The 23,504-nt window shown below is 42.0% G+C and carries 17 protein-coding genes, 15 tRNA genes and 3 rRNA genes; 30 read left to right on the top strand and 5 right to left on the bottom strand.

Translation table 11 applies throughout. The annotated features are described in order from the left end of the window. Positions 1-3: 3 nt before the first annotated feature. Positions 4-1,047, bottom strand: coding sequence for an ArsR/SmtB family transcription factor (locus tag RGB74_RS17160; RefSeq protein WP_310760483.1), 1,044 nt, complete (start codon positions 1,045-1,047; stop codon positions 4-6). Between the two features lie 210 nt (positions 1,048-1,257). On the opposite strand from RGB74_RS17160, the gene RGB74_RS17155 reads away from it, so the two are divergent. From RGB74_RS17155 to bcp, 3 genes are all read left to right on the top strand, one after another. After that, a complete protein-coding gene (locus RGB74_RS17155; RefSeq protein WP_310760482.1) occupies positions 1,258-1,791 on the top strand; it encodes an NADPH-dependent FMN reductase in 534 nt (177 codons plus the stop codon). Between the two features lie 257 nt (positions 1,792-2,048). After that, positions 2,049-2,465, top strand: coding sequence for an ion channel (locus RGB74_RS17150; RefSeq protein ID WP_310760481.1), 417 nt, complete (start codon positions 2,049-2,051; stop codon positions 2,463-2,465). 69 nt (positions 2,466-2,534) lie between these two features. Continuing rightward, the gene (bcp, locus tag RGB74_RS17145; RefSeq protein WP_310760480.1) at positions 2,535-3,005 is read left to right on the top strand and encodes a thioredoxin-dependent thiol peroxidase; all 471 of its coding nucleotides are present in this window, start codon (positions 2,535-2,537) and stop codon (positions 3,003-3,005) included. Between the two features lie 26 nt (positions 3,006-3,031). Here the strand turns inward: bcp and RGB74_RS17140 are convergent, their stop codons facing one another. Further along, positions 3,032-3,211 carry an H-type small acid-soluble spore protein gene (locus RGB74_RS17140; protein ID WP_310760479.1) on the bottom strand — a complete coding sequence of 60 codons (180 nt, stop codon included), beginning with the start codon at positions 3,209-3,211 and terminating at the stop codon, positions 3,032-3,034. A 140-nt stretch (positions 3,212-3,351) separates the two neighbouring features. Here RGB74_RS17140 and RGB74_RS17135 point away from each other — a divergent pair, with 140 nt between their 5' ends. Next, a complete protein-coding gene (locus RGB74_RS17135) occupies positions 3,352-4,461 on the top strand; it encodes an aminopeptidase (protein ID WP_310760478.1) in 1,110 nt (369 codons plus the stop codon). 41 nt (positions 4,462-4,502) lie between these two features. Here the strand turns inward: RGB74_RS17135 and RGB74_RS17130 are convergent, their stop codons facing one another. Next, the gene (locus RGB74_RS17130; RefSeq protein ID WP_310760477.1) at positions 4,503-4,643 is read right to left on the bottom strand and encodes a hypothetical protein; all 141 of its coding nucleotides are present in this window, start codon (positions 4,641-4,643) and stop codon (positions 4,503-4,505) included. Between the two features lie 193 nt (positions 4,644-4,836). On the opposite strand from RGB74_RS17130, the gene RGB74_RS17125 reads away from it, so the two are divergent. The 3 genes from RGB74_RS17125 to perR all read left to right on the top strand — a co-directional run bounded on the left by RGB74_RS17125 (position 4,837) and on the right by perR (position 6,875). Further along, complete coding sequence (locus RGB74_RS17125; RefSeq protein WP_310760476.1) at positions 4,837-5,787, top strand: D-2-hydroxyacid dehydrogenase; 951 nt, start codon at positions 4,837-4,839, stop codon at positions 5,785-5,787. Position 5,788: 1 nt separating this feature from the next. After that, positions 5,789-6,337 (top strand): cob(I)yrinic acid a,c-diamide adenosyltransferase, encoded by a 549-nt coding sequence (locus tag RGB74_RS17120; protein ID WP_310760475.1) that lies wholly within the window; start codon positions 5,789-5,791, stop codon positions 6,335-6,337. 106 nt (positions 6,338-6,443) lie between these two features. Continuing rightward, positions 6,444-6,875: a peroxide-responsive transcriptional repressor PerR gene (gene perR / locus RGB74_RS17115; RefSeq protein WP_310261985.1), complete on the top strand. Its 432-nt coding sequence runs from the start codon at positions 6,444-6,446 to the stop codon at positions 6,873-6,875. A gap of 40 nt (positions 6,876-6,915) precedes the next feature. Here perR and RGB74_RS17110 read toward each other — a convergent pair whose 3' ends face one another. Then, positions 6,916-7,284, bottom strand: a complete 369-nt coding sequence (locus RGB74_RS17110) for a YgzB family protein (protein ID WP_310760474.1) — start codon at positions 7,282-7,284, stop codon at positions 6,916-6,918. A gap of 119 nt (positions 7,285-7,403) precedes the next feature. Here RGB74_RS17110 and RGB74_RS17105 point away from each other — a divergent pair, with 119 nt between their 5' ends. The 22 genes from RGB74_RS17105 to RGB74_RS17000 all read left to right on the top strand — a co-directional run bounded on the left by RGB74_RS17105 (position 7,404) and on the right by RGB74_RS17000 (position 21,114). Then, on the top strand, positions 7,404-8,270 hold the full coding sequence (locus RGB74_RS17105) for a nucleotidyltransferase-like protein (protein ID WP_310760473.1): 867 nt from the start codon (positions 7,404-7,406) through the stop codon (positions 8,268-8,270). Between the two features lie 257 nt (positions 8,271-8,527). Beyond that, a 16S ribosomal RNA gene (locus RGB74_RS17100) occupies positions 8,528-10,077 on the top strand. Positions 10,078-10,421: 344 nt separating this feature from the next. Beyond that, positions 10,422-13,358 (top strand): 23S ribosomal RNA (locus RGB74_RS17095). A 114-nt stretch (positions 13,359-13,472) separates the two neighbouring features. Then, positions 13,473-13,588, top strand: a 5S ribosomal RNA gene (gene rrf, locus RGB74_RS17090). The 16S, 23S and 5S rRNA genes sit together here with 15 tRNA genes alongside, the layout of an rRNA operon. A 10-nt stretch (positions 13,589-13,598) precedes the next feature. Then, positions 13,599-13,673, top strand: a tRNA-Asn gene (locus tag RGB74_RS17085). 2 nt (positions 13,674-13,675) lie between these two features. After that, a tRNA-Ser gene (locus RGB74_RS17080) sits at positions 13,676-13,767 on the top strand. A 15-nt stretch (positions 13,768-13,782) separates the two neighbouring features. After that, positions 13,783-13,857: transfer RNA gene (locus RGB74_RS17075), tRNA-Glu, on the top strand. A gap of 31 nt (positions 13,858-13,888) precedes the next feature. Continuing rightward, positions 13,889-13,964 (top strand) — tRNA-Val (locus tag RGB74_RS17070). Between the two features lie 25 nt (positions 13,965-13,989). Further along, positions 13,990-14,066 (top strand) — tRNA-Met (locus RGB74_RS17065). A 74-nt stretch (positions 14,067-14,140) separates the two neighbouring features. Further along, positions 14,141-14,216: transfer RNA gene (locus RGB74_RS17060), tRNA-Asp, on the top strand. A 43-nt stretch (positions 14,217-14,259) separates the two neighbouring features. Further along, positions 14,260-14,335, top strand: a tRNA-Phe gene (locus RGB74_RS17055). A 9-nt stretch (positions 14,336-14,344) separates the two neighbouring features. Further along, a tRNA-Thr gene (locus tag RGB74_RS17050) sits at positions 14,345-14,420 on the top strand. A 155-nt stretch (positions 14,421-14,575) separates the two neighbouring features. Then, a tRNA-Tyr gene (locus RGB74_RS17045) sits at positions 14,576-14,660 on the top strand. Positions 14,661-14,683: 23 nt separating this feature from the next. Further along, positions 14,684-14,757: transfer RNA gene (locus RGB74_RS17040), tRNA-Trp, on the top strand. A 14-nt stretch (positions 14,758-14,771) separates the two neighbouring features. Then, positions 14,772-14,847 (top strand) — tRNA-His (locus RGB74_RS17035). A gap of 9 nt (positions 14,848-14,856) precedes the next feature. After that, positions 14,857-14,931: transfer RNA gene (locus RGB74_RS17030), tRNA-Gln, on the top strand. 13 nt (positions 14,932-14,944) lie between these two features. Further along, positions 14,945-15,019 (top strand) — tRNA-Gly (locus RGB74_RS17025). A 14-nt stretch (positions 15,020-15,033) separates the two neighbouring features. Beyond that, positions 15,034-15,108: transfer RNA gene (locus tag RGB74_RS17020), tRNA-Cys, on the top strand. 24 nt (positions 15,109-15,132) lie between these two features. Then, positions 15,133-15,217 (top strand) — tRNA-Leu (locus RGB74_RS17015). A gap of 165 nt (positions 15,218-15,382) precedes the next feature. Beyond that, entirely contained in the window at positions 15,383-17,599 is a 2,217-nt protein-coding gene (locus RGB74_RS17010; RefSeq protein ID WP_310760472.1) for an ATP-dependent helicase, read from the top strand. Positions 17,600-17,826: 227 nt separating this feature from the next. Next, positions 17,827-20,766 carry a YhgE/Pip family protein gene (locus RGB74_RS17005; protein ID WP_310760471.1) on the top strand — a complete coding sequence of 980 codons (2,940 nt, stop codon included), beginning with the start codon at positions 17,827-17,829 and terminating at the stop codon, positions 20,764-20,766. 144 nt (positions 20,767-20,910) lie between these two features. Further along, the gene (locus RGB74_RS17000) at positions 20,911-21,114 is read left to right on the top strand and encodes a hypothetical protein (RefSeq protein WP_310760470.1); all 204 of its coding nucleotides are present in this window, start codon (positions 20,911-20,913) and stop codon (positions 21,112-21,114) included. Between the two features lie 458 nt (positions 21,115-21,572). Here the strand turns inward: RGB74_RS17000 and RGB74_RS16995 are convergent, their stop codons facing one another. Then, positions 21,573-22,226, bottom strand: a complete 654-nt coding sequence (locus tag RGB74_RS16995) for a B3/B4 domain-containing protein (RefSeq protein ID WP_310760469.1) — start codon at positions 22,224-22,226, stop codon at positions 21,573-21,575. A gap of 80 nt (positions 22,227-22,306) precedes the next feature. Between RGB74_RS16995 and queG the strand changes: the two genes are divergently transcribed. Beyond that, complete coding sequence (queG, locus tag RGB74_RS16990; protein WP_310760468.1) at positions 22,307-23,452, top strand: tRNA epoxyqueuosine(34) reductase QueG; 1,146 nt, start codon at positions 22,307-22,309, stop codon at positions 23,450-23,452. The last annotated feature ends 52 nt before the right edge of the window (positions 23,453-23,504 follow it).

The raw sequence follows: 23,504 nt of genomic DNA, 5'->3' as shown, positions 1-23,504 counted from the left end.
TTTTTACGTTAAATCAGGTGTGAAGATATACTCATCCAAGACAGGCTGCTGCATAAATTGCTCAACCTCGTTTCTAAGAGATTCTAGTCGATCGCGTTTTCCTGTATAAAATACGTAATAGCCTTTTCTCTGAGACTCTGCAAGACCGCAGGAGAGCAATAGTTTAAGATGACTAGAAACAGTAGCCTCGGTTAAACTGAATTTATAAGCAAGTTGTTTCGTGCTGTAGGGGTGATGGAGCAAATCTTGCAGAATTTTTAATCGTGTGGGTTCGCTTAAAGCTTTTAGTAATAAAACTAAATCGCCAGGAGGTTCTTGGTCTTTATCAGCATCAGGAACAGCAACATGCAGCGCGATGGAAACTCGATCTTGGTTGCAGCACAGCATCACATGCGGTGTTGCAAAAGTAGAAGGCTGAATGATAAGTCTCGGAAACTCTTCAAATGAAAAAGTGTACACATCATTTTTTTTGATCTTAATATAATCTGCTGTCACGATTACATCAGGATGAATGCTATTTAACGTTTCAATCTTTGTTTGTGCCAGTTCATATTTAAAGTTTTCAGATGCCCTTAAAATCCAAGGTGTTATTCGAAAGAGTTCTTCAGAAAATAAGAATCGGTTGAAATCATAAAAAAAATCTCTTAATCTGCTTTTCCAGCTACCTGTTTGCAAGAGCAAATCTTTTTCCAGTGAACTCAATGGTATAGCTGTAGGATTGTTTTTCCACTTAAGTAATTGATCTATCGGATATTTTTCTCCAAGTAAGTAATAAGATAACGTTAAATCTGGGATACCGCATAGTTTTTCAATGCCTTCTTCGACAGTTTCTTCTTTAATTTCAAATTCATTTCTGATATTTATAAAATACATCCAATCATAAAAGTGAGGACCCCATTCTTTAATAATGAGCAACAGGTCAGATGGCAGATTTTTGTGAGCTTTTTCTGCCCAGGTTTTTCGGTATGGGTGGTGTGAAGGATTTTGAATGACATGCAGACTCATAACCATTTCGCAAAATGGAGAAAAATCGATGGATACGTTCATTTTGAAATCTCCTTTACATTTTTTTCGATTGATTAGGTACGGGTCTAATCAGTTTTTATAAATCCCAAAATTACAAATAATTTACATTCTAAAGACTTAGATGTCAACGGTAAATTTGCAAAATCTATACTTTTGAGCTATTTTGTTTTAACAAAATAACAAGTTATGATAATACTAGAGATGAAACTAGCAGAATTGAAGGTGACATAGATGAAAATCATGGTTATTGGCGGAAGTCCTACAGCGGAATCCAGAACAAGAGGAATCGCACAATATGCGGCAGAAGTATTGCGTGAAATGAACGTTGAAGTTTTATTCTTTGATGTGGGTAATGATAAGCTGCCATTGTTTACAGGCGATGAATCTACAGCTCAGGACGAAGTCGTTAAAAAGTTATCTGCGTATGCAGAAGAAGCAGATGGTTTCTTTGTTACGAGTCCTGAATACCATAGCGGAATTAGCGGTGCATTAAAAAATGCTCTCGACTTCTTAGGAGGAAAGCATTTCAGAAACAAACCTTCTGCCATTGCAGTTGCAGCCGGCGGAGGTAAAGGCGGAGTAAACGCGTTAACAAATCTTCGCACTGTATTGCGCGGAGTTTACAGTCTCGTGCTGCCAGATCAATATGTAGCAGATCCAGTTACATTTGATGGAAACGTGCTTGTTGATGAGTTAGCTAAAACACGTGTAAAAGAATTAGCAACACAGCTTAAAGATTTAACAGAACTTGTTTCGAAAAAATAGATTTAAAATTTTATCCGGATGAGTGAGTTGACTCCAGGGGCCGCAGGATTTGCGGCTTCTGGAGTTTTTTGTTTTGTATGGACTTGAACTGGAAATCCAAACGTGAAAAAAATGAGGCTGAAAATTGAGTAAATCTATAGATGCAAAAGCTGAAAAAACGTAAGGGGAATAAATTGTTAGGGGTCAGACCCCATGTTTGAAGCTATGTTTGTCCTATTCATGAAGTACTCTTCATATGATGTGTTGAGGTGGATTTTATGGAAGACGTCGTGTTATTGATCTTACTTATCGTGACCGTGTGGATAATCAGCCGAAGTATTATGATGTTATTCAGACATCCAGGAATTAAAGAGCATTTGATGCCGGCTAGTCACCTTCTTGTTTTAGCTATTGTATATGGAACCATTATTTGTGGTTTTGGATTAATATTTGCCTTGCTGTCTTTAATGGGTTACCCGGTTTTGAAAATGGAATGGAGCCAATTTAACTTTTTTACCTTTATAGAAGCATGCATTTATTTCAGCAGTTCTACTATATTATCTGTTGGGTATGGAGATATTGTGCCAGTCGGATTAGGAAGATGGATTGCGACATTTGAGGCGCTGATCGGGTATCTGCTGCCAATCGCCTTTGTGCTGACTTCTGTTATTCAGCATAATAAAATGTCGAAATAGCTAAATAGTTGTTTGAAATGAAGGAAATGGGCTACCCTTAAAACAGAATGATTTTAAGGAGGTTCAATAGTGAGTATTGAGATCGGAACAAAAGCACCTGATTTTAAACTGCCGGCGAGCAATGGGCAGGAAGTTCAGTTATCAGATTTTAAAGGAAAAAATGTTGTATTGTATTTTTACCCGAAAGACATGACACCCGGATGTACGACACAAGCATGTGATTTCAGAGATATGCATGAAAAATTCGAAAACCAAAACACAGTTATTCTGGGAGTTTCACCAGATCCTTTATCACGACATGATAAGTTTATTGAAAAACACGGTCTGCCGTTTGTACTATTAGCAGATGAAGAAAACAAAGCGGCTGAATTATATGAGGTATGGAAACTCAAAAAGAACTTCGGCAAAGAATACATGGGAATTGAAAGGTCGACTTTTATTATTGATAAAGAAGGCAATATCGCAAAAGAATACCGTAAAGTAAAGGTAAAAGATCACGTTCAAGAAGCATTAGAATTTATTAAAGAAAACTTATCATAGAAAAAAGCCCCGATTTTTTGGGGCTTTTAGCTTTCTTGCAGTTCATTTACCGGGATGTTCATTTCGTTATCGGGCTGATCTTTTGTATAAGCCCTTGCAGTCTGTCTGCTTTCGTCTATTGATTGCAGCCAAACTGGAGTTCCATTATGTAGGACTTCGATTTCTTTTTCTGATTCGATGATTTGCTGAGCACGCGATACGTTCATTTCATTCACCTCCACACTTGTTATTATGCGGCAGTATTAGGAATAATATGCTTTTAATATAAAATATAGGCAGGGATGTAATCGCATGATAGAATGAAATTGTGTGAATTTTATAACAGATAATTATGGGGGTTTAAAATATGAGAGATGAAAGGTTAACGACGCTGGCTAAAACATTGTTAACGCATTCACTTAAACTAGAAAAAGGTCAGAAGCTTCTGATCACATCATTCATTGCCGGAAAGCCGCTCGTAAAAGAACTTGTAAGAGAAACATATGCAATAGGTGCATACCCATACGTGCAATTAGCAGATGAAGAGATTACAAGAGAGCTGATGCTAGGTTCTTCAAAAGAACATACAGAGCCTCAAGTGAAATGGGACCTAAACCGCATGGAGGATGTTGATGCTTACATCTCTATCCAATGCAAAAATAATGATGCAGAGTTCACGGATATATCAAGTGAAGTATTCCAGATGAAAAGCGAGTTAAATAGACCTGTTCAGAACTTGATCATCAATGATCGTCAATGGGTATTATTAAACTACCCTACACCTGGTTTAGCACAAATGGCAAAGATGAGCTTTGAAAAGTTCACTGATTTCTTGCTGGATGTTTGTAATGTTGATTATAAAGCAATGGCAGAAGCTCAAAAGCCGCTTCATGAACTTATGGAAAGAACTGATAAAGTCCGCATTACAGGACCAGGTACAGATTTATCTTTCTCTATAAAAGGAATTCCTGCTGTAATGTGTGCCGGTGAAAACAACATTCCGGACGGAGAAGTTTTCACAGCGCCAGTAAAAGACAGTGTAAACGGAAAAATTACATATAACACACCTTGCCCATACCATGGAACAACATTTAATAATGTAAGCTTAACATTTAAAGACGGAAAAATTGTTGAAGCGACTTCTGACAATACAGAAAAGCTGAACCAAATCTTTGACACTGATGAAGGTGCTCGCTATGTCGGGGAATTTGCAATCGGTGTTAATCCATTGATCCAGCATCCTATGGGAGATATCCTGTTTGACGAAAAAATTTGCGGCAGCATCCACTTTACACCTGGAAGAGCATATCAAGATGCAAACAACGGAAACGAATCAGCTATCCATTGGGATATGGTATTAATCCAACGTCCGGAATACGGCGGAGGAGAACTGTATTTTGATGACGTCTTAATCCGAAAAGACGGCTTGTTTGTACTTCCGGAACTACTCGGATTAAATCCTGAGAACCTTAAGTAAACTGCACTATAAACTTGTTAGTACGCGCAGCGACAAATTTATTAACAAGGCTTAGTGTCAGACAAATTGTCTTTAACAAAGGCTGTTTTCGTATTCATTGTTGCTTTTGAAAGTATTTGATTTCCGTTCCAGGTTGCTCGCTTTCCGCGGGGCAAGCGGTGAGCCACATTCGGACGTTTCACGTTAAGTGTCTCACCTGCCCGCCTGTCCCGCAGGAGTCTCGCACCTTCCACTCCAATCAACCATCTAAGAAGACAATAAAAAAGAGATTTGAAAGCAACAATCTTTTAGAAAACAGCCTTAACAAAACAATGATTGCGGGATGAACTGTCCCGCTTTTTGTATTTTATAAAACTAATAAGAAGGTGTTTGTTGATGATACTTTCAAGTGCAAGACTAAAGGATGAAATGAAAGAGAACCTTAAGAATGAATTTCCTGAGTCAGAGTTTCGTTTTTACAATAAAATGAAAGAAGCTGCTGCAGATCTGGAGCATGCAGAAATTCTGATTACTTTTGGAGAAGATTTAAACGAAGAGCTAGTTGAACGGGCTAAAGCCTTAAAATGGATTATGGTTATCTCAGCTGGACTTGATAAAATGCCATTTGAAGCACTAGAAAAGAAAAACATCCTTATCACAAATGCAAGAGGCATCCATAAAACACCGATGGCTGAATATACGATATCAATGATGCTTCAAGTCTCACGAAAAGCAAAAGAGCTGATGGAAAAACAAAAAGAACAAATATGGGACCGCAAAGTGCCGATGACTGAGATCTCAGGTCAAACGATAGGGGTATTAGGAACAGGGGCAATTGGCGGAGAAATCGCAAGACTAGCCAAAGCATTCCATATGAAAACAATAGGTTTTAACCGAAGCGGTAAAACCGTAGATCATTTTGATTTAATCGTTGACCGTGACCACGTAGAAAAGCTCTATAAAGAAAGTGATTTTATCGTAAATGTGCTTCCTGCAACAGATGAGACGAAAGATTTTATTAATGCAGACTCCTTTTCGCTTATGAAACCGACAAGTGTTCTTATCAACATAGGAAGAGGTACGACTATAGCTGAAGGAGATCTTATTTCCGCATTAAATGATCAAAAAATTGGCTATGCCGTACTTGATGTTTTCGAAAAAGAGCCTTTATCAGCGGACAGTCCATTATGGAACATGGAAAACGTGATGATAACACCGCATTTGTCAGGCATTTCTCCACAGTATCAAACAAGAGCATTAGAGATTTTTTCTGAGAACTACAAACTGTACATGAAAAATAAGTTAAAAGACATGGTAAACATTATTCCTTACGACCGGGGGTATTAAGATGAAGATCTATACAAAAACAGGTGATAAAGGAACAACATCATTAATCTTTGGAGAACGGGTTTCTAAAAATGACATCCGGGTTGAAGCGTATGGGACGTGTGATGAAGCAAACAGTATGATCGGACTTGGCGTCAGTTTGTTGCCTGACGAAGAATGGGCAAAAGGTGCGATAACGGTTATGCGAAAAGTACAGACGGTCTTATTTCATGTTGGAGCAGAACTTGCGACACCTTCAGGGAAAGAAGTAGCATGGAAGCTAAAAGAAGAAGACATACAGTTTCTGGAGCAAACGATTGATCAATGGCAAGAGGGGTTAAAGCCATTAAAGCAATTCATTCTGCCAGGAGGGTCTCCAGCAGCGAGTGCACTTCACACAAGCCGTACAATCGCTCGGCGTGCTGAAAGACTTGCTGTAGCTGTAGATGGAGTGAATCCTCTCGTCATGTCCTATTTAAACCGTTTATCAGATTTTCTGTTTGTTGCGGCGAGATATGTAAATGAAAAAATGAAGGTGAACGAACCTGTTTTACATGAAAAAAACGTATAAACCAAAGGGATTGTCATACACTTGAATTGACAAAACCTGTAGTAAACAAGTAGACTAATTATAACGATTATAAAGTAAGAATTCTTAAAGAAATGGGGTGATGATGATGTCAAGTGCTAAGATAAATGCTGCAATAGACAACTTAAAAGGTGCAGGGGTTCGGATTACTCCCCAACGTCATGCTATCTTAGAGCATCTCATCCAATCCATGTCCCATCCTACAGCCGATGAAATTTACAAGGCTTTAGAAGGGAAGTTTCCTAATATGAGTGTAGCAACCGTTTATAATAACCTGCGTGTATTTAAAGAAGCGGGTCTTGTAAAAGAGCTGACTTACGGAGATTCATCGAGCAGATTTGATTGTGTAACAACGGATCACTACCATATCATTTGTGACTCTTGCGGTAAAATTGTAGATTTCCATTATCCAGGCTTAGACGAAGTGGAAAGTCTTGCGGAATCGGTAACGGGCTTTGAAGTTGGCCGTCACCGAATGGAAATATACGGCGTTTGCCCGGACTGCAAAAGAAAACACTAATAAAAAAAGCTGACTTCCCTAACCGGAATGTCAGCTTTATCTATTTCCCTTGTTCCTGGCGCATAACGCGTTTGGAATTATATTTTTCATCGAAATCTTTGCCTTCAAGATTTTTATCCAATGTCATCGGCTGGTTGCAAGACATGCAAGCATCAACTCTTCCAAGGACTTTCGTCACTGTTCCGCAATTAGGACACTTGACTTGAACAGCTTGTGTTGAAATCATTCCAATCCAAAAATAAACCCCTGCGCTGGCGATTGTTGCTAAAAATCCAACAAGCATAAAAATAGACATTACTACAAAACTTGTCTTAAAAAACAAGCCTGCATACATAATGATAATTCCTATAAACACTAGGCTTAAAGCGAACGTACGTATTTTATTAATTTTGCTCGTATACTTTATCATACCTGTCCCTCCTACGTTCATTAGTATAACATATGAACATATAGGAAAAGAAAAAGGATTTTGTTATTTCGTGTTGAATGATTACACACAAGATTTTGTGAAAATGGGAGATGACCTTCATGGAAGATATTTTGCGCCCCCTTTATCAAGAAAGAGCCAGCAACGAAAATACTTTAGGTGTCATATTTGTTGAAAAGAACAAACCTTTTAGCCCTGGAACCGATCATTTTGACTGTATTCTACTTATTATAGTAAAAGAAGCAGAACAGTCGTTCATGATTAAACATTATGAGTTTCAAACAGGTTCCGCGGCCTTACATATTGTTACTGAAAGTTTATTGAACTCATGGCTCATGCTTGGTTCTAATAAAAGAGCTGTCGATTGGGTGATGAACGGAAAAGTTCTATTTACCCGCAACGAGTACATTACGAGACTCCGTGACAGACTGCATGAGTTTCCTGTAGAAGAGAGAACGCACAAGATCGGTCTTGAATTTGCCAAACTGATTAGAAGATATAACGACGGGAAGGAATTGTTCCATTCCGGTCAATACCTGGATGCCTTTAACAACATTATGCATTCACTTCACCATTTAGCGCGTCTTGCAATTATCGAACACGGTTATTATCCGGAAGTTACGGTATGGAACCAGGTTAAAATGATTCAGCCCGAAATCTTCAAGCTGTATGAAGAACTTGTAACAGGGGATGAAACAATCGATAAACGTCTGGAGCTGCTTCTTTTAGCTTCCGAATTTTCATTATCCTCAAAAACTAAACTTGGAGCTAATCATCTATTAGAGATTTTGAGTCAAAAACAAGAATGGGCTTACCATGAATTAATGGAACACAGCGAGATCCGTGATTATTCAATTGACCTCCCATTACTGCTTTCACACCTGAAGGATAAGGGATATATAAAGACGGTAAAAAAAGAAACAAAGAGCAAAGGCTTGTTCCATCGCTATTATGCAATAAAAGAATAACTTTTTTGAAAAAGGTGTTGACCTGTATATTAACATCATGATATATTATTTCTTGTCGCTGCGACACACGGAAACATTGTTGCAGTCGGGAAACATTCTCAAAAATACAGGTTGACATCTTATTTTTAAGATGCTATCCTAATAAAGTCGCCAAAACGAGCGGCATTGAAAAACAAGTTCTTTGAAAACTGAACAAAAGAAATAGGTAAGGAATTAAATTAATTCCGTCAGTTTTAAAAACGAGCAAGACAAACACTTTTATGGAGAGTTTGATCCTGGCTCAGGATGAACGCTGGCGGCGTGCCTAATACATGCAAGTCGAGCGAATGATGAGGAGCTTGCTCCTCTGATTTAGCGGCGGACGGGTGAGTAACACGTGGGTAATCTGCCTGTAAGACGGGGATAACTCCGGGAAACCGGGGCTAATACCGGATAATAAGAAGAAACGCATGTTTCTTTTTTGAAAGTCGGTTTCGGCTGACACTTACAGATGAGCCCGCGGCGCATTAGCTAGTTGGTGAGGTAACGGCTCACCAAGGCGACGATGCGTAGCCGACCTGAGAGGGTGATCGGCCACACTGGGACTGAGACACGGCCCAGACTCCTACGGGAGGCAGCAGTAGGGAATCTTCGGCAATGGGCGAAAGCCTGACCGAGCAACGCCGCGTGAGCGATGAAGGCCTTCGGGTCGTAAAGCTCTGTTGTTAGAGAAGAACAAGTACGAGAGTAACTGCTCGTACCTTGACGGTACCTAACCAGAAAGCCACGGCTAACTACGTGCCAGCAGCCGCGGTAATACGTAGGTGGCAAGCGTTATCCGGAATTATTGGGCGTAAAGCGCGCGCAGGCGGTCTCTTAAGTCTGATGTGAAAGCCCACGGCTCAACCGTGGAGGGTCATTGGAAACTGGGAGACTTGAGTGCAGGAGAGAAAAGTGGAATTCCACGTGTAGCGGTGAAATGCGTAGAGATGTGGAGGAACACCAGTGGCGAAGGCGGCTTTTTGGCCTGTAACTGACGCTGAGGCGCGAAAGCGTGGGGAGCAAACAGGATTAGATACCCTGGTAGTCCACGCCGTAAACGATGAGTGCTAGGTGTTGGGGGGTTCCACCCTCAGTGCTGAAGTTAACACATTAAGCACTCCGCCTGGGGAGTACGACCGCAAGGTTGAAACTCAAAGGAATTGACGGGGGCCCGCACAAGCAGTGGAGCATGTGGTTTAATTCGAAGCAACGCGAAGAACCTTACCAGGTCTTGACATCCTCTGACCACTCTAGAGATAGAGCTTTCCCCTTCGGGGGACAGAGTGACAGGTGGTGCATGGTTGTCGTCAGCTCGTGTCGTGAGATGTTGGGTTAAGTCCCGCAACGAGCGCAACCCTTGACCTTAGTTGCCAGCATTCAGTTGGGCACTCTAAGGTGACTGCCGGTGACAAACCGGAGGAAGGTGGGGATGACGTCAAATCATCATGCCCCTTATGACCTGGGCTACACACGTGCTACAATGGGTGGTACAAAGGGTTGCGAAGCCGCGAGGCCAAGCCAATCCCAAAAAGCCACTCTCAGTTCGGATTGTAGGCTGCAACTCGCCTACATGAAGCCGGAATTGCTAGTAATCGCGGATCAGCATGCCGCGGTGAATACGTTCCCGGGCCTTGTACACACCGCCCGTCACACCACGAGAGTTTGTAACACCCGAAGTCGGTGGGGTAACCCTTTTGGGAGCCAGCCGCCGAAGGTGGGACAGATGATTGGGGTGAAGTCGTAACAAGGTAGCCGTATCGGAAGGTGCGGCTGGATCACCTCCTTTCTATGGAGATTATGAGACAGCTTAGACTGTTTCGTAAGTACGCCTATTCTTCTTTTGTTCAGTTTTGAGAGAACTCAAAACTCTCAACTAAATAACATTTTTTCGTTCTTAAAGATCGGAAAGGTTATTTTAACTATGTTCTTTGAAAACTAGATATCGACATCCAAACAATATGCAAGGCAGATATATATTATTTATCTGCGCCAAGCAAGAACTGTTTGATGTTTCAGAAGCGAGAAGATTGAGGCGACAAAGTTTTGAAGGAGCGGAGTGTATTTCGATACATGAGCACCGGAAAGACAAAGTCAACGAAGAGATTCGATGCTTATCAAACATCAATATAAGGTTAAGCTAGAAAGGGCGCACGGTGGATGCCTTGGCACTAGGAGCCGAAGAAGGACGGGACGAACACCGATATGCCTCGGGGAGCTGTAAGTAAGCATTGATCCGGGGATTTCCGAATGGGGGAACCCACCATCCGTAATGGGATGGTATCCATATCTGAATACATAGGGTATGAGAAGGCAGACCCGGGGAACTGAAACATCTAAGTACCCGGAGGAAGAGAAAGCAAATGCGATTTCCTGAGTAGCGGCGAGCGAAACGGAATCAGCCCAAACCAGAGGGCTTGCCCTCTGGGGTTGTAGGACACTCTATACGGAGTTACAAAGGAACGAGGTAGGTGAAGTGGTCTGGAAAGGCCAGCCGAAGAAGGTAACAGCCCTGTAGCTGAAACTTCGTTCCCTCCAGAGTGGATCCTGAGTACGGCGGGACACGTGAAACCCCGTCGGAATCCGGGAGGACCATCTCCCAAGGCTAAATACTCCCTAGTGACCGATAGTGAACCAGTACCGTGAGGGAAAGGTGAAAAGCACCCCGGAAGGGGAGTGAAATAGATCCTGAAACCGTGTGCCTACAAGTAGTCGGAGCCCATTAACGGGTGACGGCGTGCCTTTTGTAGAATGAACCGGCGAGTTACGATCCCGTGCAAGGTTAAGTTGAATAGACGGAGCCGCAGCGAAAGCGAGTCTGAATAGGGCGACATAGTACGTGGTCGTAGACCCGAAACCGTGTGATCTACCCATGTCCAGGGTGAAGTTCAGGTAACACTGAATGGAGGCCCGAACCCACGCACGTTGAAAAGTGCGGGGATGAGGTGTGGGTAGGGGTGAAATGCCAATCGAACACGGAGATAGCTGGTTCTCCCCGAAATAGCTTTAGGGCTAGCCTCGCGGCAAGATTCCTGGAGGTAGAGCACTGATTGGACTAGGGGCCCCCACAGGGTTACCGAATTCAGTCAAACTCCGAATGCCAGAGAATTATCCGCGGGAGTCAGACTGCGAGTGATAAGATCCGTAGTCAAAAGGGAAACAGCCCAGACCATCAGCTAAGGTCCCAAAGTATACGTTAAGTGGCAAAGGATGTGGAGTTGCCCAGACAACCAGGATGTTGGCTTAGAAGCAGCCACCATTTAAAGAGTGCGTAATAGCTCACTGGTCGAGTGACTCTGCGCCGAAAATGTAACGGGGCTAAACGTATCACCGAAGCTATGGCTTGTACCGTATGGTACAGGGGTAGGGGAGCGTTCGAAGTGCAGCGAAGTCAGACCGGAAGGACTGGTGGAGCGCTTTGAAGTGAGAATGCCGGTATGAGTAGCGAAAGACAAGTGAGAATCTTGTCCATCGAAAGCCTAAGGTTTCCTGAGGAAGGCTCGTCCGCTCAGGGTTAGTCGGGGCCTAAGCCGAGGCTGAAAAGCGTAGGCGATGGATAACAGGTTGATATTCCTGTACCACTTCCTTTCCGTTTGAACGATGGGGGGACGCAGTAAGGTAGGGTGAGCGCACTGATGGAATAGTGCGTCTAAGCAGTTAGGCTGTTGGATAGGCAAATCCGTCCAACGTGAAGGCTGAGCTGTGATGGCGAGGGAAATTTAGTACCGAAGTCCCTGATCCTACACTGCCAAGAAAAGCCTCTAGTGAGGAAAGATGTGCCCGTACCGCAAACCGACACAGGTAGGCGAGGAGAGAATCCTAAGATGATCGGGAGAACTCTCGTTAAGGAACTCGGCAAAATGACCCCGTAACTTCGGGAGAAGGGGTGCTCTGATAGGGTTTATCGCCCGAGAGAGCCGCAGTGAATAGATCCAAGCGACTGTTTAGCAAAAACACAGGTCTCTGCGAAACCGCAAGGTGAAGTATAGGGGCTGACACCTGCCCGGTGCTGGAAGGTTAAGAGGAGGGGTTATCCTTTTAGGAGAAGCTCTGAATTGAAGCCCCAGTAAACGGCGGCCGTAACTATAACGGTCCTAAGGTAGCGAAATTCCTTGTCGGGTAAGTTCCGACCCGCACGAAAGGTGTAACGACTTGGATACTGTCTCAACGAGAGACCCGGTGAAATTATAGTACCTGTGAAGATGCAGGTTACCCGCGACAGGACGGAAAGACCCCATGGAGCTTTACTGCAACTTGATATTGGATTTTGGTACAGCTTGTACAGGATAGGTAGGAGCCTGAGAAGCCGGAGCGCCAGCTTCGGTGGAGGCGTCGGTGGGATACTACCCTGGCTGTATTGAAATTCTAACCTAGAACCGTGATCCGGTTCAGAGACAGTGTCAGGTGGGCAGTTTGACTGGGGCGGTCGCCTCCTAAACAGTAACGGAGGCGCCCAAAGGTTCCCTCAGAATGGTTGGAAATCATTCGCAGAGTGTAAAGGCACAAGGGAGCTTGACTGCGAGACCTACAAGTCGAGCAGGGACGAAAGTCGGGCTTAGTGATCCGGTGGTTCCGCATGGAAGGGCCATCGCTCAACGGATAAAAGCTACCCTGGGGATAACAGGCTTATCTCCCCCAAGAGTCCACATCGACGGGGAGGTTTGGCACCTCGATGTCGGCTCATCGCATCCTGGGGCTGAAGTAGGTCCCAAGGGTTGGGCTGTTCGCCCATTAAAGCGGTACGCGAGCTGGGTTCAGAACGTCGTGAGACAGTTCGGTCCCTATCCGTCGCGGGCGCAGGAAATTTGAGAGGAGCTGTCCTTAGTACGAGAGGACCGGGATGGACACACCGCTGGTGTACCAGTTGTTCCGCCAGGGGCATAGCTGGGTAGCTACGTGTGGACGGGATAAGTGCTGAAAGCATCTAAGCATGAAGCCCCCCTCAAGATGAGATTTCCCATCACGTCAAGTGAGTAAGACCCCTTAGAGATGATGAGGTTGATAGGTCTGGTGTGGAAGCGTGGCGACACGTGGAGCTGACAGATACTAATCGGTCGAGGGCTTATCCTTAAAAAAGCATAACGTTTGGAAACGTCGTATCTAGTTTTGAGAGAACATACTCTCAACAATTTAATGAGTTTAAATAAGTGACGAAGAGATTCGATGCTTATCAAAAAACTTAGGTTCAGTGATGATGGCGAAGAGGCCACACCCGTTCCCATACCGAACACGGAAGTTAAGCTCTTCAGCGCCGATGGTAGTTGGGGGTCTCCCCCTGTTAGAGTAGGACGTCGCTGAGCCAACCTTTATTCCACAGTAGCTCAGTGGTAGAGCTATCGGCTGTTAACCGATCGGTCGTAGGTTCGAGTCCTACCTGTGGAGCCATTGGAGAGCTGTCCGAGAGGTCGAAGGAGCACGATTGGAAATCGTGTATACGGTCAACCCCGTATCAAGGGTTCGAATCCCTTGCTCTCCGCCAGATAATTCTCGAAATGGCCCGTTGGTCAAGCGGTTAAGACACCGCCCTTTCACGGCGGTAACACGGGTTCGAATCCCGTACGGGTCACCACTTCTACTATTTAATACATAACCTTTTATATGGAGGATTAGCTCAGCTGGGAGAGCACCTGCCTTACAAGCAGGGGGTCGGCGGTTCGAACCCGTCATCCTCCACCATTAATTTTTTATATCTTATTATCATCGCGGGGTGGAGCAGTCTGGTAGCTCGTCGGGCTCATAACCCGAAGGTCGCAGGTTCAAATCCTGTCCCCGCAACCAAAATTATTTCATGAACAGCGTCGATTTACTTCTCGTCATGAAATATCAGTAGTGCTGTAAAGTGCAACCAATTTGGACTCGTGGTGTAGTGGTTAACATGCCTGCCTGTCACGCAGGAGATCGCCGGTTCGACCCCGGTCGGGTCCGCCATTTTTGTTTTTGGTGGTTATATATCCAAGAGATATTAACTCTTGGCTCGATAGCTCAGTCGGTAGAGCAGAGGACTGAAAATCCTCGTGTCGGCGGTTCGATTCCGTCTCGAGCCACCATTTTTTTTTGCCGGTTTAGCTCAATTGGTAGAGCAACTGACTTGTAATCAGTAGGTTGGGGGTTCAAGTCCTCTAGCCGGCACCATGTCTACTTACTATTTATCTTCTTAGCTGACATGCGACGAGGAATTAGCAGCATTGAATTGCAGGTAGACGCAGGAGCAGATTTGCTCCTTGAGGATAATAATTCCTCTTGAATTCAGGTTGTATATGTTATAAAATAAAACCTGTCTCAATTGTGGAGGGGTAGCGAAGTGGCTAAACGCGGCGGACTGTAAATCCGCTCCCTCCGGGTTCGGCGGTTCGAATCCGTCCCCCTCCACCATCTTTTATTCATATTTTTCTTACAGGGGCATAGTTTAAAGGTAGAACGAAGGTCTCCAAAACCTTTGGTGTGGGTTCGATTCCTACTGCCCCTGCCATTTAAATTATTGTGGCGGTCGTGGCGAAGTGGTTAACGCATCGGATTGTGGTTCCGACATTCGGGGGTTCGATTCCCCTCGTCCGCCCCATATAAGTGTTGGGCTATAGCCAAGCGGTAAGGCAACGGACTTTGACTCCGTCATGCGATGGTTCGAATCCATCTAGCCCAGCCATTTTTATATTTTTGCGGAAGTAGTTCAGTGGTAGAATACAACCTTGCCAAGGTTGGGGTCGCGGGTTCGAATCCCGTCTTCCGCTCCATTTGAATACTCTCTGGCGGCATAGCCAAGTGGTAAGGCACGGGTCTGCAAAACCCTTATCCCCCGGTTCGAATCCGGGTGCCGCCTCCATTCAGTTTTTACAAGCATTATCATGCCGGTGTGGCGGAATTGGCAGACGCGCACGACTCAAAATCGTGTTCCTTCTGGAGTGTCGGTTCGACCCCGACCACCGGTACCAATTTACTTAACTTAACAGCATACATTCAAAGCTTCTCACGTTTGTGGGAAGTTTTTTTATTATTATTTTTGATATGCAGTATTAAGTTATTAGCTTTAAAGAAAAGTTTAATTTCTTCAATAGAAAGTCTAAAATAATTAGTTTTTACGGAAAGGGCATTTTAGAATGGAAGATTTTTTCGTCAGAATGAAAAATGATTTAGGGATATCCCTAAATGATGTTCAAAAGAAGGCGGTTCTGCAGACTGATGGCCCTCTTCTTTTGCTGGCATCGCCAGGCTCCGGGAAAACGACAACCATCATCCTGCGTATTGGGTATTTAATAGAGGAAAAAGGCGTGGATCCATCTCGTATAAAGGCAGTTACGTTTAGTAAAGCTTCAGCAAATGATATGAAAGATCGTTTCAAGCGATTTTATCCTCAAATGCAGCCTATAGATTTCTCTACTATTCATAGCTTTGCCTTTGAGGTAGTTAGGGATTATTTTAGAAAGTTGGGAACTTCTTTTCGAATTATTGAAGGTGATCAGGAAGTAGAAGAGAAAACAGCGTCGGTAAGGAATACCTCGCTAAACAAGAAGCAAATTTTAAGAAATTTATTTAAGTCAATTGCAGGCGAGAACATAACGGAAGATCAAATGGAGGAGCTGACAACTTACATCAGCTACATCAAAAATAAGATGATCCCTCAAAATCAATGGTCAAAGGTAGCATGTGATGTTCCGAAAGCTGAACAAATTATGAGCGAATATGAAGAATTTAAACGTTCAGATAAGAATCAAGTTTTATTGGATTTTGACGATATGCTAACGACCGGCAATCATATTTTAGAAAAAGATAAGCAGCTGCTAGGCAAGTATCAGCAAAGGTACGATTACATTTTGACGGATGAAAGCCAGGATACGTCTTTGGTACAACATTCTATTATAGAGAAACTGGTCGCCAAACATAAAAATTTATGTGTTGTGGCCGATGATGATCAATCGATCTATAGCTGGAGAGGTGCTGAGCCTTCTTATTTACTTGAATTCAAAAAGGTATACTCGGAAGCTGCTATTCTTTTCATGGAGCAGAATTATCGCTCGACACAGGACATCGTCCAAGTTTCAAATCAGTTTATTAAACGAAACAAGAATAGATATGAAAAGAATATGTTCACTGATAATTCTTCTTATAAACCGATTCAAATAAGGAATTTAACTAATTTCAAGGAACAATCGAAATATTTGGTTACGGAACTAAAAGATGCAGATAATCTAAAGGAAATTGCTATTTTATATCGCAACAACTCCTCATCCATTGGGTTAATGAATGATTTTGATCGTGCAGGAGTTCCTTTTTATATGAAGGATACGGATAATCGATTTTTTTCACATTGGGTCGTTCAAGATATCTTAAATTTTATGCGGATGGCTTTTACAGATAAGCGTCTGGATCTTTTAGAAAAAATTCATTTGAAATTCAATGGTTACATTAGCAAGCAGCAGATGAATGCTTTGAAACAATTGAATAATAATCGTTCTGTATTTGATAATTTGTTGAATCATGTTGAATTACAGGAATACCAAGTTAAGCTATTGAGGGCGAGCAAAGAAACATTTAAAGAGATGAAAGTGATGAAACCGCTTAGTGCTATTCGTGTTATAAGGGATCGCCTAGGTTACGAAAAGGCTTTGGAGAAGATATGCAAGAGTCTAGGGTTTCGAAATGATTACTTGATAAGTATTTTAAATACTCTTGAAGAGATTGCAGCTGACCTTGAGTGTCTTGAGGATTTTGCAAAAAGATTAAAGCATTTAGAAGTTGCTTTAAAGACAGCTAAGAAGAAAAAGGGGCAGAATGCTGTAACGCTTTCTACTTTTCACAGCTCAAAGGGACTCGAATTTGAAAAGGTATATATGATTGATTTAGTAGATGGGGTCATTCCATCCAGTGATGATCGAGCAGACAGCAGTTTAATGGAAGAAGCAACTCGTCTTTTTTATGTAGGAATGACGCGTGCAAAAAAACAATTAAAACTTATTGCTTATGGTTACCGTGATGGAAAAAAGGTTGAAGTGTCCCCTTTTGTTGCAGAAGTCAAGAATATAGTGAATCCTGATGATTCGGTAGAAAAGAGTAACGTAATTTTCAATAGAGAGATTGGAACAGACAACACCGAAAAAGCTACGCATGTGAAAAAGGTAAATGGAGTTCTTTATAATCCTAATGCCATTCGGGAAAAGGGAGAATTACGTGCGGGGCTTGTAGTTGTTCATAGGGTATTCGGAACAGGGGAAATTACAGAAGTGAAAGAAGAGTTTATTCAGATGAAATTTCCATCAAAAGAAAAAATGCTCTCTATAAAAGCATGCTTGGAAATGGGTTTATTGGAGCCGATTTAAATAAAATGAGTATGGGCGGATCCTGCAAAAAGCAGTGTCCGCCTTTAGTTATGTGTAACAATTTGTCGTAATAGGTCTAAATCCCCTAAAATATTTTAATTTTTTACAATTTTCTGATTAGTAAGGAGGATTTATTCCCCTTTATCCGAATTATACATTCTAGTAGAAGTGAATAGGTATTCACTTTTATCAAATGTTCTTATCTTGTAAATACGGGGGTAAACGGGATGAATGTCTTTCGCTTATTTTTAGCTGAAATGGCAAAACTTGCAGTAAAGAAAGGGGTATTGATTTCGGTCATCGCTGCCTTGCTCGTACCAGTGGTATATGGAGGTATTTTGTTATCTCCAAAGTGGGATCCTTACGACAACTTGTCAAACCTTCCTGTTGCGGTTGTCAACAAGGATAAAGGGGCAACGTCTGATGGTGAACCGATCAATGTCGGGAAAGACTTGGTGGCAGACTTAAAGAAAGGAAAGGATCTTGGGTGGGATTTTGTAGACGCTTCTGAAGCAAAAAAGGGACTTGATAGCCTAAAATATTATATGGTGATCGAAATCCCGGATGATTTTTCAGAAAAAGTTACAACGGTCACTGAAAAGGAACCCAAAAAACCGGAGTTAAACTATATTCAAAATCAAGGTTTGAACTTCCTTGCTGCTAAAGTAACGAGCAGTGCTACTGAAAAAATCAGAGAAAAACTAGGGGATAAAATTACGGAGAAGTATACGAGTAATATGTTTGCAAGTCTTGGGGATGTTTCTGAAGGGTTCCAGTCAGCTGCTGACGGTTCAGCACAGCTCAATGATGGGATGACAGAACTTCATGATGGAACTAACGAACTTTTGCAATCGCTTACAGAAAAATCAGGAGATATTTCGAAGCTTGCAAACGGTGCTAAAGAGTTAGATGCAGGAACAGGACAAATGTTTAGCTCTTTATCAGGTAAACAAGGAGATATAAGCAAGCTTGCGAATGGGTCTAGAGACTTGAACGCTGGTACACAAACATTGCTTAGTTCTTTATTAGGCAAACAAGGTGATATCACCAAGCTTGCAAATGGTGCAAAAGATTTGAATGCAGGTACGCAAAACTTGCTTAGTTCTTTGTTAGGTAAACAAAGTGATATAAGCTTGTTGGCGAAAGGCTCCGATGATTTAAATGCCGGTACAGAAGATTTGCTGAGTTCTTTAACAGGCAAACAAAGTGATATAAGTATGCTGGCGAAGGGCTCAAATGATTTAAATGCAGGAACACAAGATTTGCTTAGTTCTCTTAACGCGAAATCAGATAGCATTTCCCAATTAGCTACAGGTGCAAATAATGCAAATGCAGGTACTGGGTTGTTATTGGAAGGATTGAAAGAAAAGCAGCCTGGTGTAAAACTGCTTGCAGACGGTGCAAAAGAATTGCAAAGCAAGATTCCAGAATTAAAAACAGGGACTTCAGAAGTGTTATCTGGTTTGAAAGGTGTACAAGCAGCAATAAAAGGTGAAAAAGGTATTGGAAAAGGTACAGAGAATATATCCAAAGGTATTGATACTATCGTAATTGAATCACAAACACTTGGAAAAAATCTTACTAAGTTATCAGAGGCATTACAAGCTTATGCAGCTAGTTCAGGTGATTCTCAAATTCAAGCAATTGCAGAGAATGCTAAACTTTTAGCTAATGCTGCAACTGACCCGACTAAAGCTGCTCAGCTTTCTGGACTACAAAAAGGCGCTGCAGATGTTGCCGCTGCATTTTCAGAGAATCCAGGTTCTTTAGCTGATGGAGTAAATCGAATGGTTGTTGGTCAAACTTCAATTGATAATGGTGTTGCCATTTTAAGCGAAAAAGTGCCAGCGCTTCAGCAAGGAACTGCTGATATTGAAAGTGGCTGGAATACGATGGTTGGTAAAGTTGGAGAACTAAAAGCTGGTACTGAGCTGATTGCTGCAGGTAATCAATCAGTTAATAAAGGCTGGGGCGACCTGACAGATGGTGCAACAAGATTAAACGATGGTGCTAGCCAAATATCTGCAGGGAATGCAGCCGTAGAAAAAGGCTGGGGCGATCTGACAGATGGAGCAACAAGATTAAATGCTGGAGCCAGCCAAATTGCTGCAGGTAACCAAGCAGTCAACAAAGGCTGGGGTGATTTGACAGTAGGTGCTGCGAAATTGAATGATGGCGCTGGTCAAATTTCAGCAGGTAACCAGTCAGTCAATAAGGGCTGGGGTGATTTGACAGTAGGTGCTGCGAAATTGAATGATGGCGCTGGCCAGATTTCAGCTGGTAACTCAACTGTAGAAAAAGGCTGGAGAGACTTGACGAACGGCGCAGCTAAAATACATTCAGGTACATCACAATTGAGTGACGGAAACTCTGCAGTTGAAAAAGGCTGGGGTGATTTGACTGAGGGTGTTACAAAGCTTGATGATGGTGCCGGAAAATTAAATGATGGAAGCATGAAATTGTCTACTGGTCTTAAAGACGGTGCAGAACAAACAAGCGGTATTAATGATGATGATAAAAACATAAACATGTTCTCATCTCCTGTTGAATTAAAGAGCGATGTTGTTAACAAATATCCTCATTATCGTGATTCAACAGCTCCTTATGTATTATCGTTAGCTTTGTTTGCAGGGATTTTGATCATGTCGTTATTTATTAACTTCAAAAAGCCTGAAGATATTTCAGCTCTATCTTGGTTTGGGGCTAAGTTTATGAATTTGGCAGCATTAGCTATTACTCAAGCGCTCCTTCTTTGTGCGGTAGTCATGCTAGTTTTAAAAGTATCCGTACAAAATCCAGGGGGATTCGTTCTTTTTGCGATATTTGTAAGCTTAGTTTTCACAGGAATAGTAATGTTTTTTGCAACTTTAGGAAATATCGGACGTTTTATCGCATTTGCACTAGTAGTACTGCAACTATCAATAACAGGAGGAAACCTTCCTATTGAAATGCTCCCGGCAGACTTGCGTGATTTAAGTCAATTCTTGCCGTTTACGTACTCGATTGAAGGATTTAAAACACTTATCTCTGTAAATGATTTTGGTACAACATTCGCTAATATGGGAGTATTACTAGTCTATCTCGTTGGATTCACATTACTGTCATTTGCAGTAATTATGTTTACATCGAGCAAGAGCCAGCCACAAAACTTAGATATAGCTGGTTGATAAATCGATATTAAATAATCAAAAGTCCCTTGCATCAGCGAGGGACTTTTTTTCATGGAAAGGAATAAAAGGTTTGGCCTGTAAGTTTTCTTTGAATCTTCTTCTTGTACACTGAATATTTAAGGTGTAAGGAGGTAGATGCACATGGATAGAAGGTGGATCGTAACGACCTGTATCGTTTTGATAACAATCTGTCTAACATCTATATTTTTCCTAATTATTGATATCGTGCATTATTTTAATGTAATTGAAATTATGATGATTAAAATACAGCACGCAATCAAAATAATCTTTTTTTTGATCATTATATTGTTTTTTTCATTGCTTATTCTTTCTAAGAATATATGAAGAGTGAAGATTCTTTGCTTTGTATAAAAAGAACTTGTCATAAATTTAATACATGCTGCTTATATATGTAACAAGTTAGTTGTAGGTTTTAATGCAGGGCTTCGTTGGTACCAATGAAGCCCTGCATTTTTTTATTTTTGTTGATTGATATGCTTCTAATCTCTTCGTCAGTCTTGTTCTTGCGGTGCTCACGTATGTGAAATACGATCCGCTCCTCAGAACTTCACTTCCTCGACCTTATCGCATCTTAATCAACAAACGATTGGATTGATAAGCGGCGAATCTCTAGGTCAGTCTCGTTCTTTCGGTTGCTCACGTATGTGAAATACGTTCCGCTCCTCAGAACTTCACTTCCTCGACCTTATCGTATCTAAATCAACAAACGATAGATCTGATTGATAAGCGGCGAATCTCTACGTCAGTATTGTTCTTGCGGTGCTCATAATTTAAACATTTGTTTAAATGATGTTGATCTCGGCTGTTCCGCCATTTACTTGTGTAAACATGTCAGCCATGGATTGCAATAGTTTCTCTGCTTCACTTTTATCCATTGAGGGCTGAAGATAGACGATATGTAAGGCGTTTTGGACTGCTTCATTTACCATCGTTCTTTTGGAGTCAACGATGGGGCTTCCAAATGCACCAATTTCATCACCCGAAAGCAGTTTGTCTTCCATGTTCATTTCACGGCCGTTGAGTGCTTCATATGTATCATCAGCAGTGCCAATCCGAATTTCTACATTTCCTTTTACTTCATCCAGGTTATATAACCCAATCGGGATAGCGAAACGTATGGAGAAAAAGTTGTTCACGTCTACACCTGAGTTGATCGGGGGCAGTTCTTTGCCGCTTAACACACGCCGAAGCAAAGCTTCAGAGGCGGGACGATATCGGGAAGGATCTGTTCCTAATCTTTTAAAGACTGAACGATATTCTGTAACTCCTGGAAAGTCCGCTGCTGACTTATCTTCGAGTTTTAAAGATTCTAGAAATAGTTGGAATCGGCCTTTTATCATTTGCGGTGATTCACTAATCACGATATTATGGTAAGTAATTGTGCCTATTTTAAAATGCGGGACAAGTTCCTTAATTTTTGGTGAAATTTTTACCATAACTGGGGACCCCGTTTCATATAAGATATATTTGTAGTTTATCATATTAGCGGAAAATAAATGTGAAAGGAGGGATATGCGTGACAGGTGCCCAGTTGAAAGAAGAGATTGTTGCATATAGTAAAGAAATCGGTATTGATAAAATTGGCTTTGCAAGCGCTGATGTGTTTGCACAACTGAAGGATCGACTCCGATTGCAGCAAGAATTAAACTATCAATCAGGATTTGAAGAAGAAGACATTGAAAAAAGAACCAAACCAGAGCTGCTTCTTTCGGGAGCTTCCAGCATTATTTCAATCGCTCTCGCATATCCCTCTAAAATGAAAAATGCTCCGAAAAGTATAAAGGGAGAGAGAAGAGGTATTTTTTGCAGAGCCTCATGGGGCAGAGATTACCATCATGTTTTAAGAGAGAAGCTTGCTCTTTTAGAAGCTTTTATTTTAGAAAAGGTTCCTGATGCTAATGTGAAGTCGATGGTAGATACAGGAGAGCTTTCTGACAGAGCAGTGGCAGAACGTGCCGGTATTGGATGGAGTGCGAAAAACTGCGCCATTATTTCTCCAGAATTCGGTTCTTACATGTACTTAGGTGAGTTGATAACGAATGTAGCATTGCCCGTCGATCAACCGATGGAAGATCAATGCGGTACTTGCAATAAATGTGTTGATGCATGCCCGACTGGCGCTCTTGTTCAAGGCGGACAGCTCGATTCGAATAAGTGCATCGCATTTTTAACCCAAACGAAAGGCTTCTTGCCTGATCAGTTTAGAGAAAAATTAGGAAACCGGCTATACGGATGTGATACGTGTCAGACCGTTTGTCCTGAAAATAAAGGAAAAGATTTTCATCATCATGATGAAATGGAGCCTGACCCAGAATTAGCTAAACCGCTTTTGTTGCCTTTATTAACGATAAGCAATAGGGAGTTTAAAGAAAAATTTGGTCATGTATCGGGCAGCTGGAGAGGAAAGAAACCCATTCAGCGAAATGCGATTATTGCTCTTGCCCATTTTAAAGATGAGTCGGCTGTACCGGATCTTATTCAATTGATGAATAATGATCCACGACCTGTAATACGGGGGACTGCGGCATGGGCAATCGGTAAAATAGGCGGAGATCAGGCGGAACTGGAATTGTCTAAAGCAAAAGTAAGTGAAAAAGACGATTTGGTGGCGTTAGAGATAGATAAAGGACTTAAAATGGTTCGAAATCAGGAAATTTCGTAATCGCATATGTTTAAAGTGTCCGATATAGTAAGGTCACAGTATTGAAAAGAAG

Source organism: Bacillus sp. NEB1478, assembly GCF_031582965.1.
GTDB lineage: Bacteria > Bacillota > Bacilli > Bacillales > Fictibacillaceae > Fictibacillus.
The sequence above is the reverse complement of the archived record's forward strand: the minus strand, read 5'-3'. Positions and strand labels throughout refer to the sequence as shown.

Bases quoted from the DNA above. Each gene is read 5' to 3' on its own strand.
- RGB74_RS17125 (WP_310760476.1), top strand. From the start codon at position 4,837: ATGATACTTTCAAGTGCAAGACTAAAGGATGAAATGAAAGAGAACCTT.
- RGB74_RS16995 (WP_310760469.1), bottom strand. From the start codon at position 22,226: ATGGTAAAAATTTCACCAAAAATTAAGGAACTTGTCCCGCATTTTAAA.
- RGB74_RS17110 (WP_310760474.1), bottom strand. From the start codon at position 7,284: ATGATAAAGTATACGAGCAAAATTAATAAAATACGTACGTTCGCTTTA.
- RGB74_RS17150 (WP_310760481.1), top strand. From the start codon at position 2,049: ATGGAAGACGTCGTGTTATTGATCTTACTTATCGTGACCGTGTGGATA.
- RGB74_RS17010 (WP_310760472.1), top strand. From the start codon at position 15,383: ATGGAAGATTTTTTCGTCAGAATGAAAAATGATTTAGGGATATCCCTA.
- perR (WP_310261985.1), top strand. From the start codon at position 6,444: ATGTCAAGTGCTAAGATAAATGCTGCAATAGACAACTTAAAAGGTGCA.
- RGB74_RS17160 (WP_310760483.1), bottom strand. From the start codon at position 1,047: ATGAACGTATCCATCGATTTTTCTCCATTTTGCGAAATGGTTATGAGT.
- RGB74_RS17135 (WP_310760478.1), top strand. From the start codon at position 3,352: ATGAGAGATGAAAGGTTAACGACGCTGGCTAAAACATTGTTAACGCAT.
- RGB74_RS17005 (WP_310760471.1), top strand. From the start codon at position 17,827: ATGAATGTCTTTCGCTTATTTTTAGCTGAAATGGCAAAACTTGCAGTA.
- RGB74_RS17120 (WP_310760475.1), top strand. From the start codon at position 5,789: ATGAAGATCTATACAAAAACAGGTGATAAAGGAACAACATCATTAATC.
- RGB74_RS17105 (WP_310760473.1), top strand. From the start codon at position 7,404: ATGGAAGATATTTTGCGCCCCCTTTATCAAGAAAGAGCCAGCAACGAA.
- RGB74_RS17000 (WP_310760470.1), top strand. From the start codon at position 20,911: ATGGATAGAAGGTGGATCGTAACGACCTGTATCGTTTTGATAACAATC.
- RGB74_RS17155 (WP_310760482.1), top strand. From the start codon at position 1,258: ATGAAAATCATGGTTATTGGCGGAAGTCCTACAGCGGAATCCAGAACA.
- RGB74_RS17140 (WP_310760479.1), bottom strand. From the start codon at position 3,211: ATGAACGTATCGCGTGCTCAGCAAATCATCGAATCAGAAAAAGAAATC.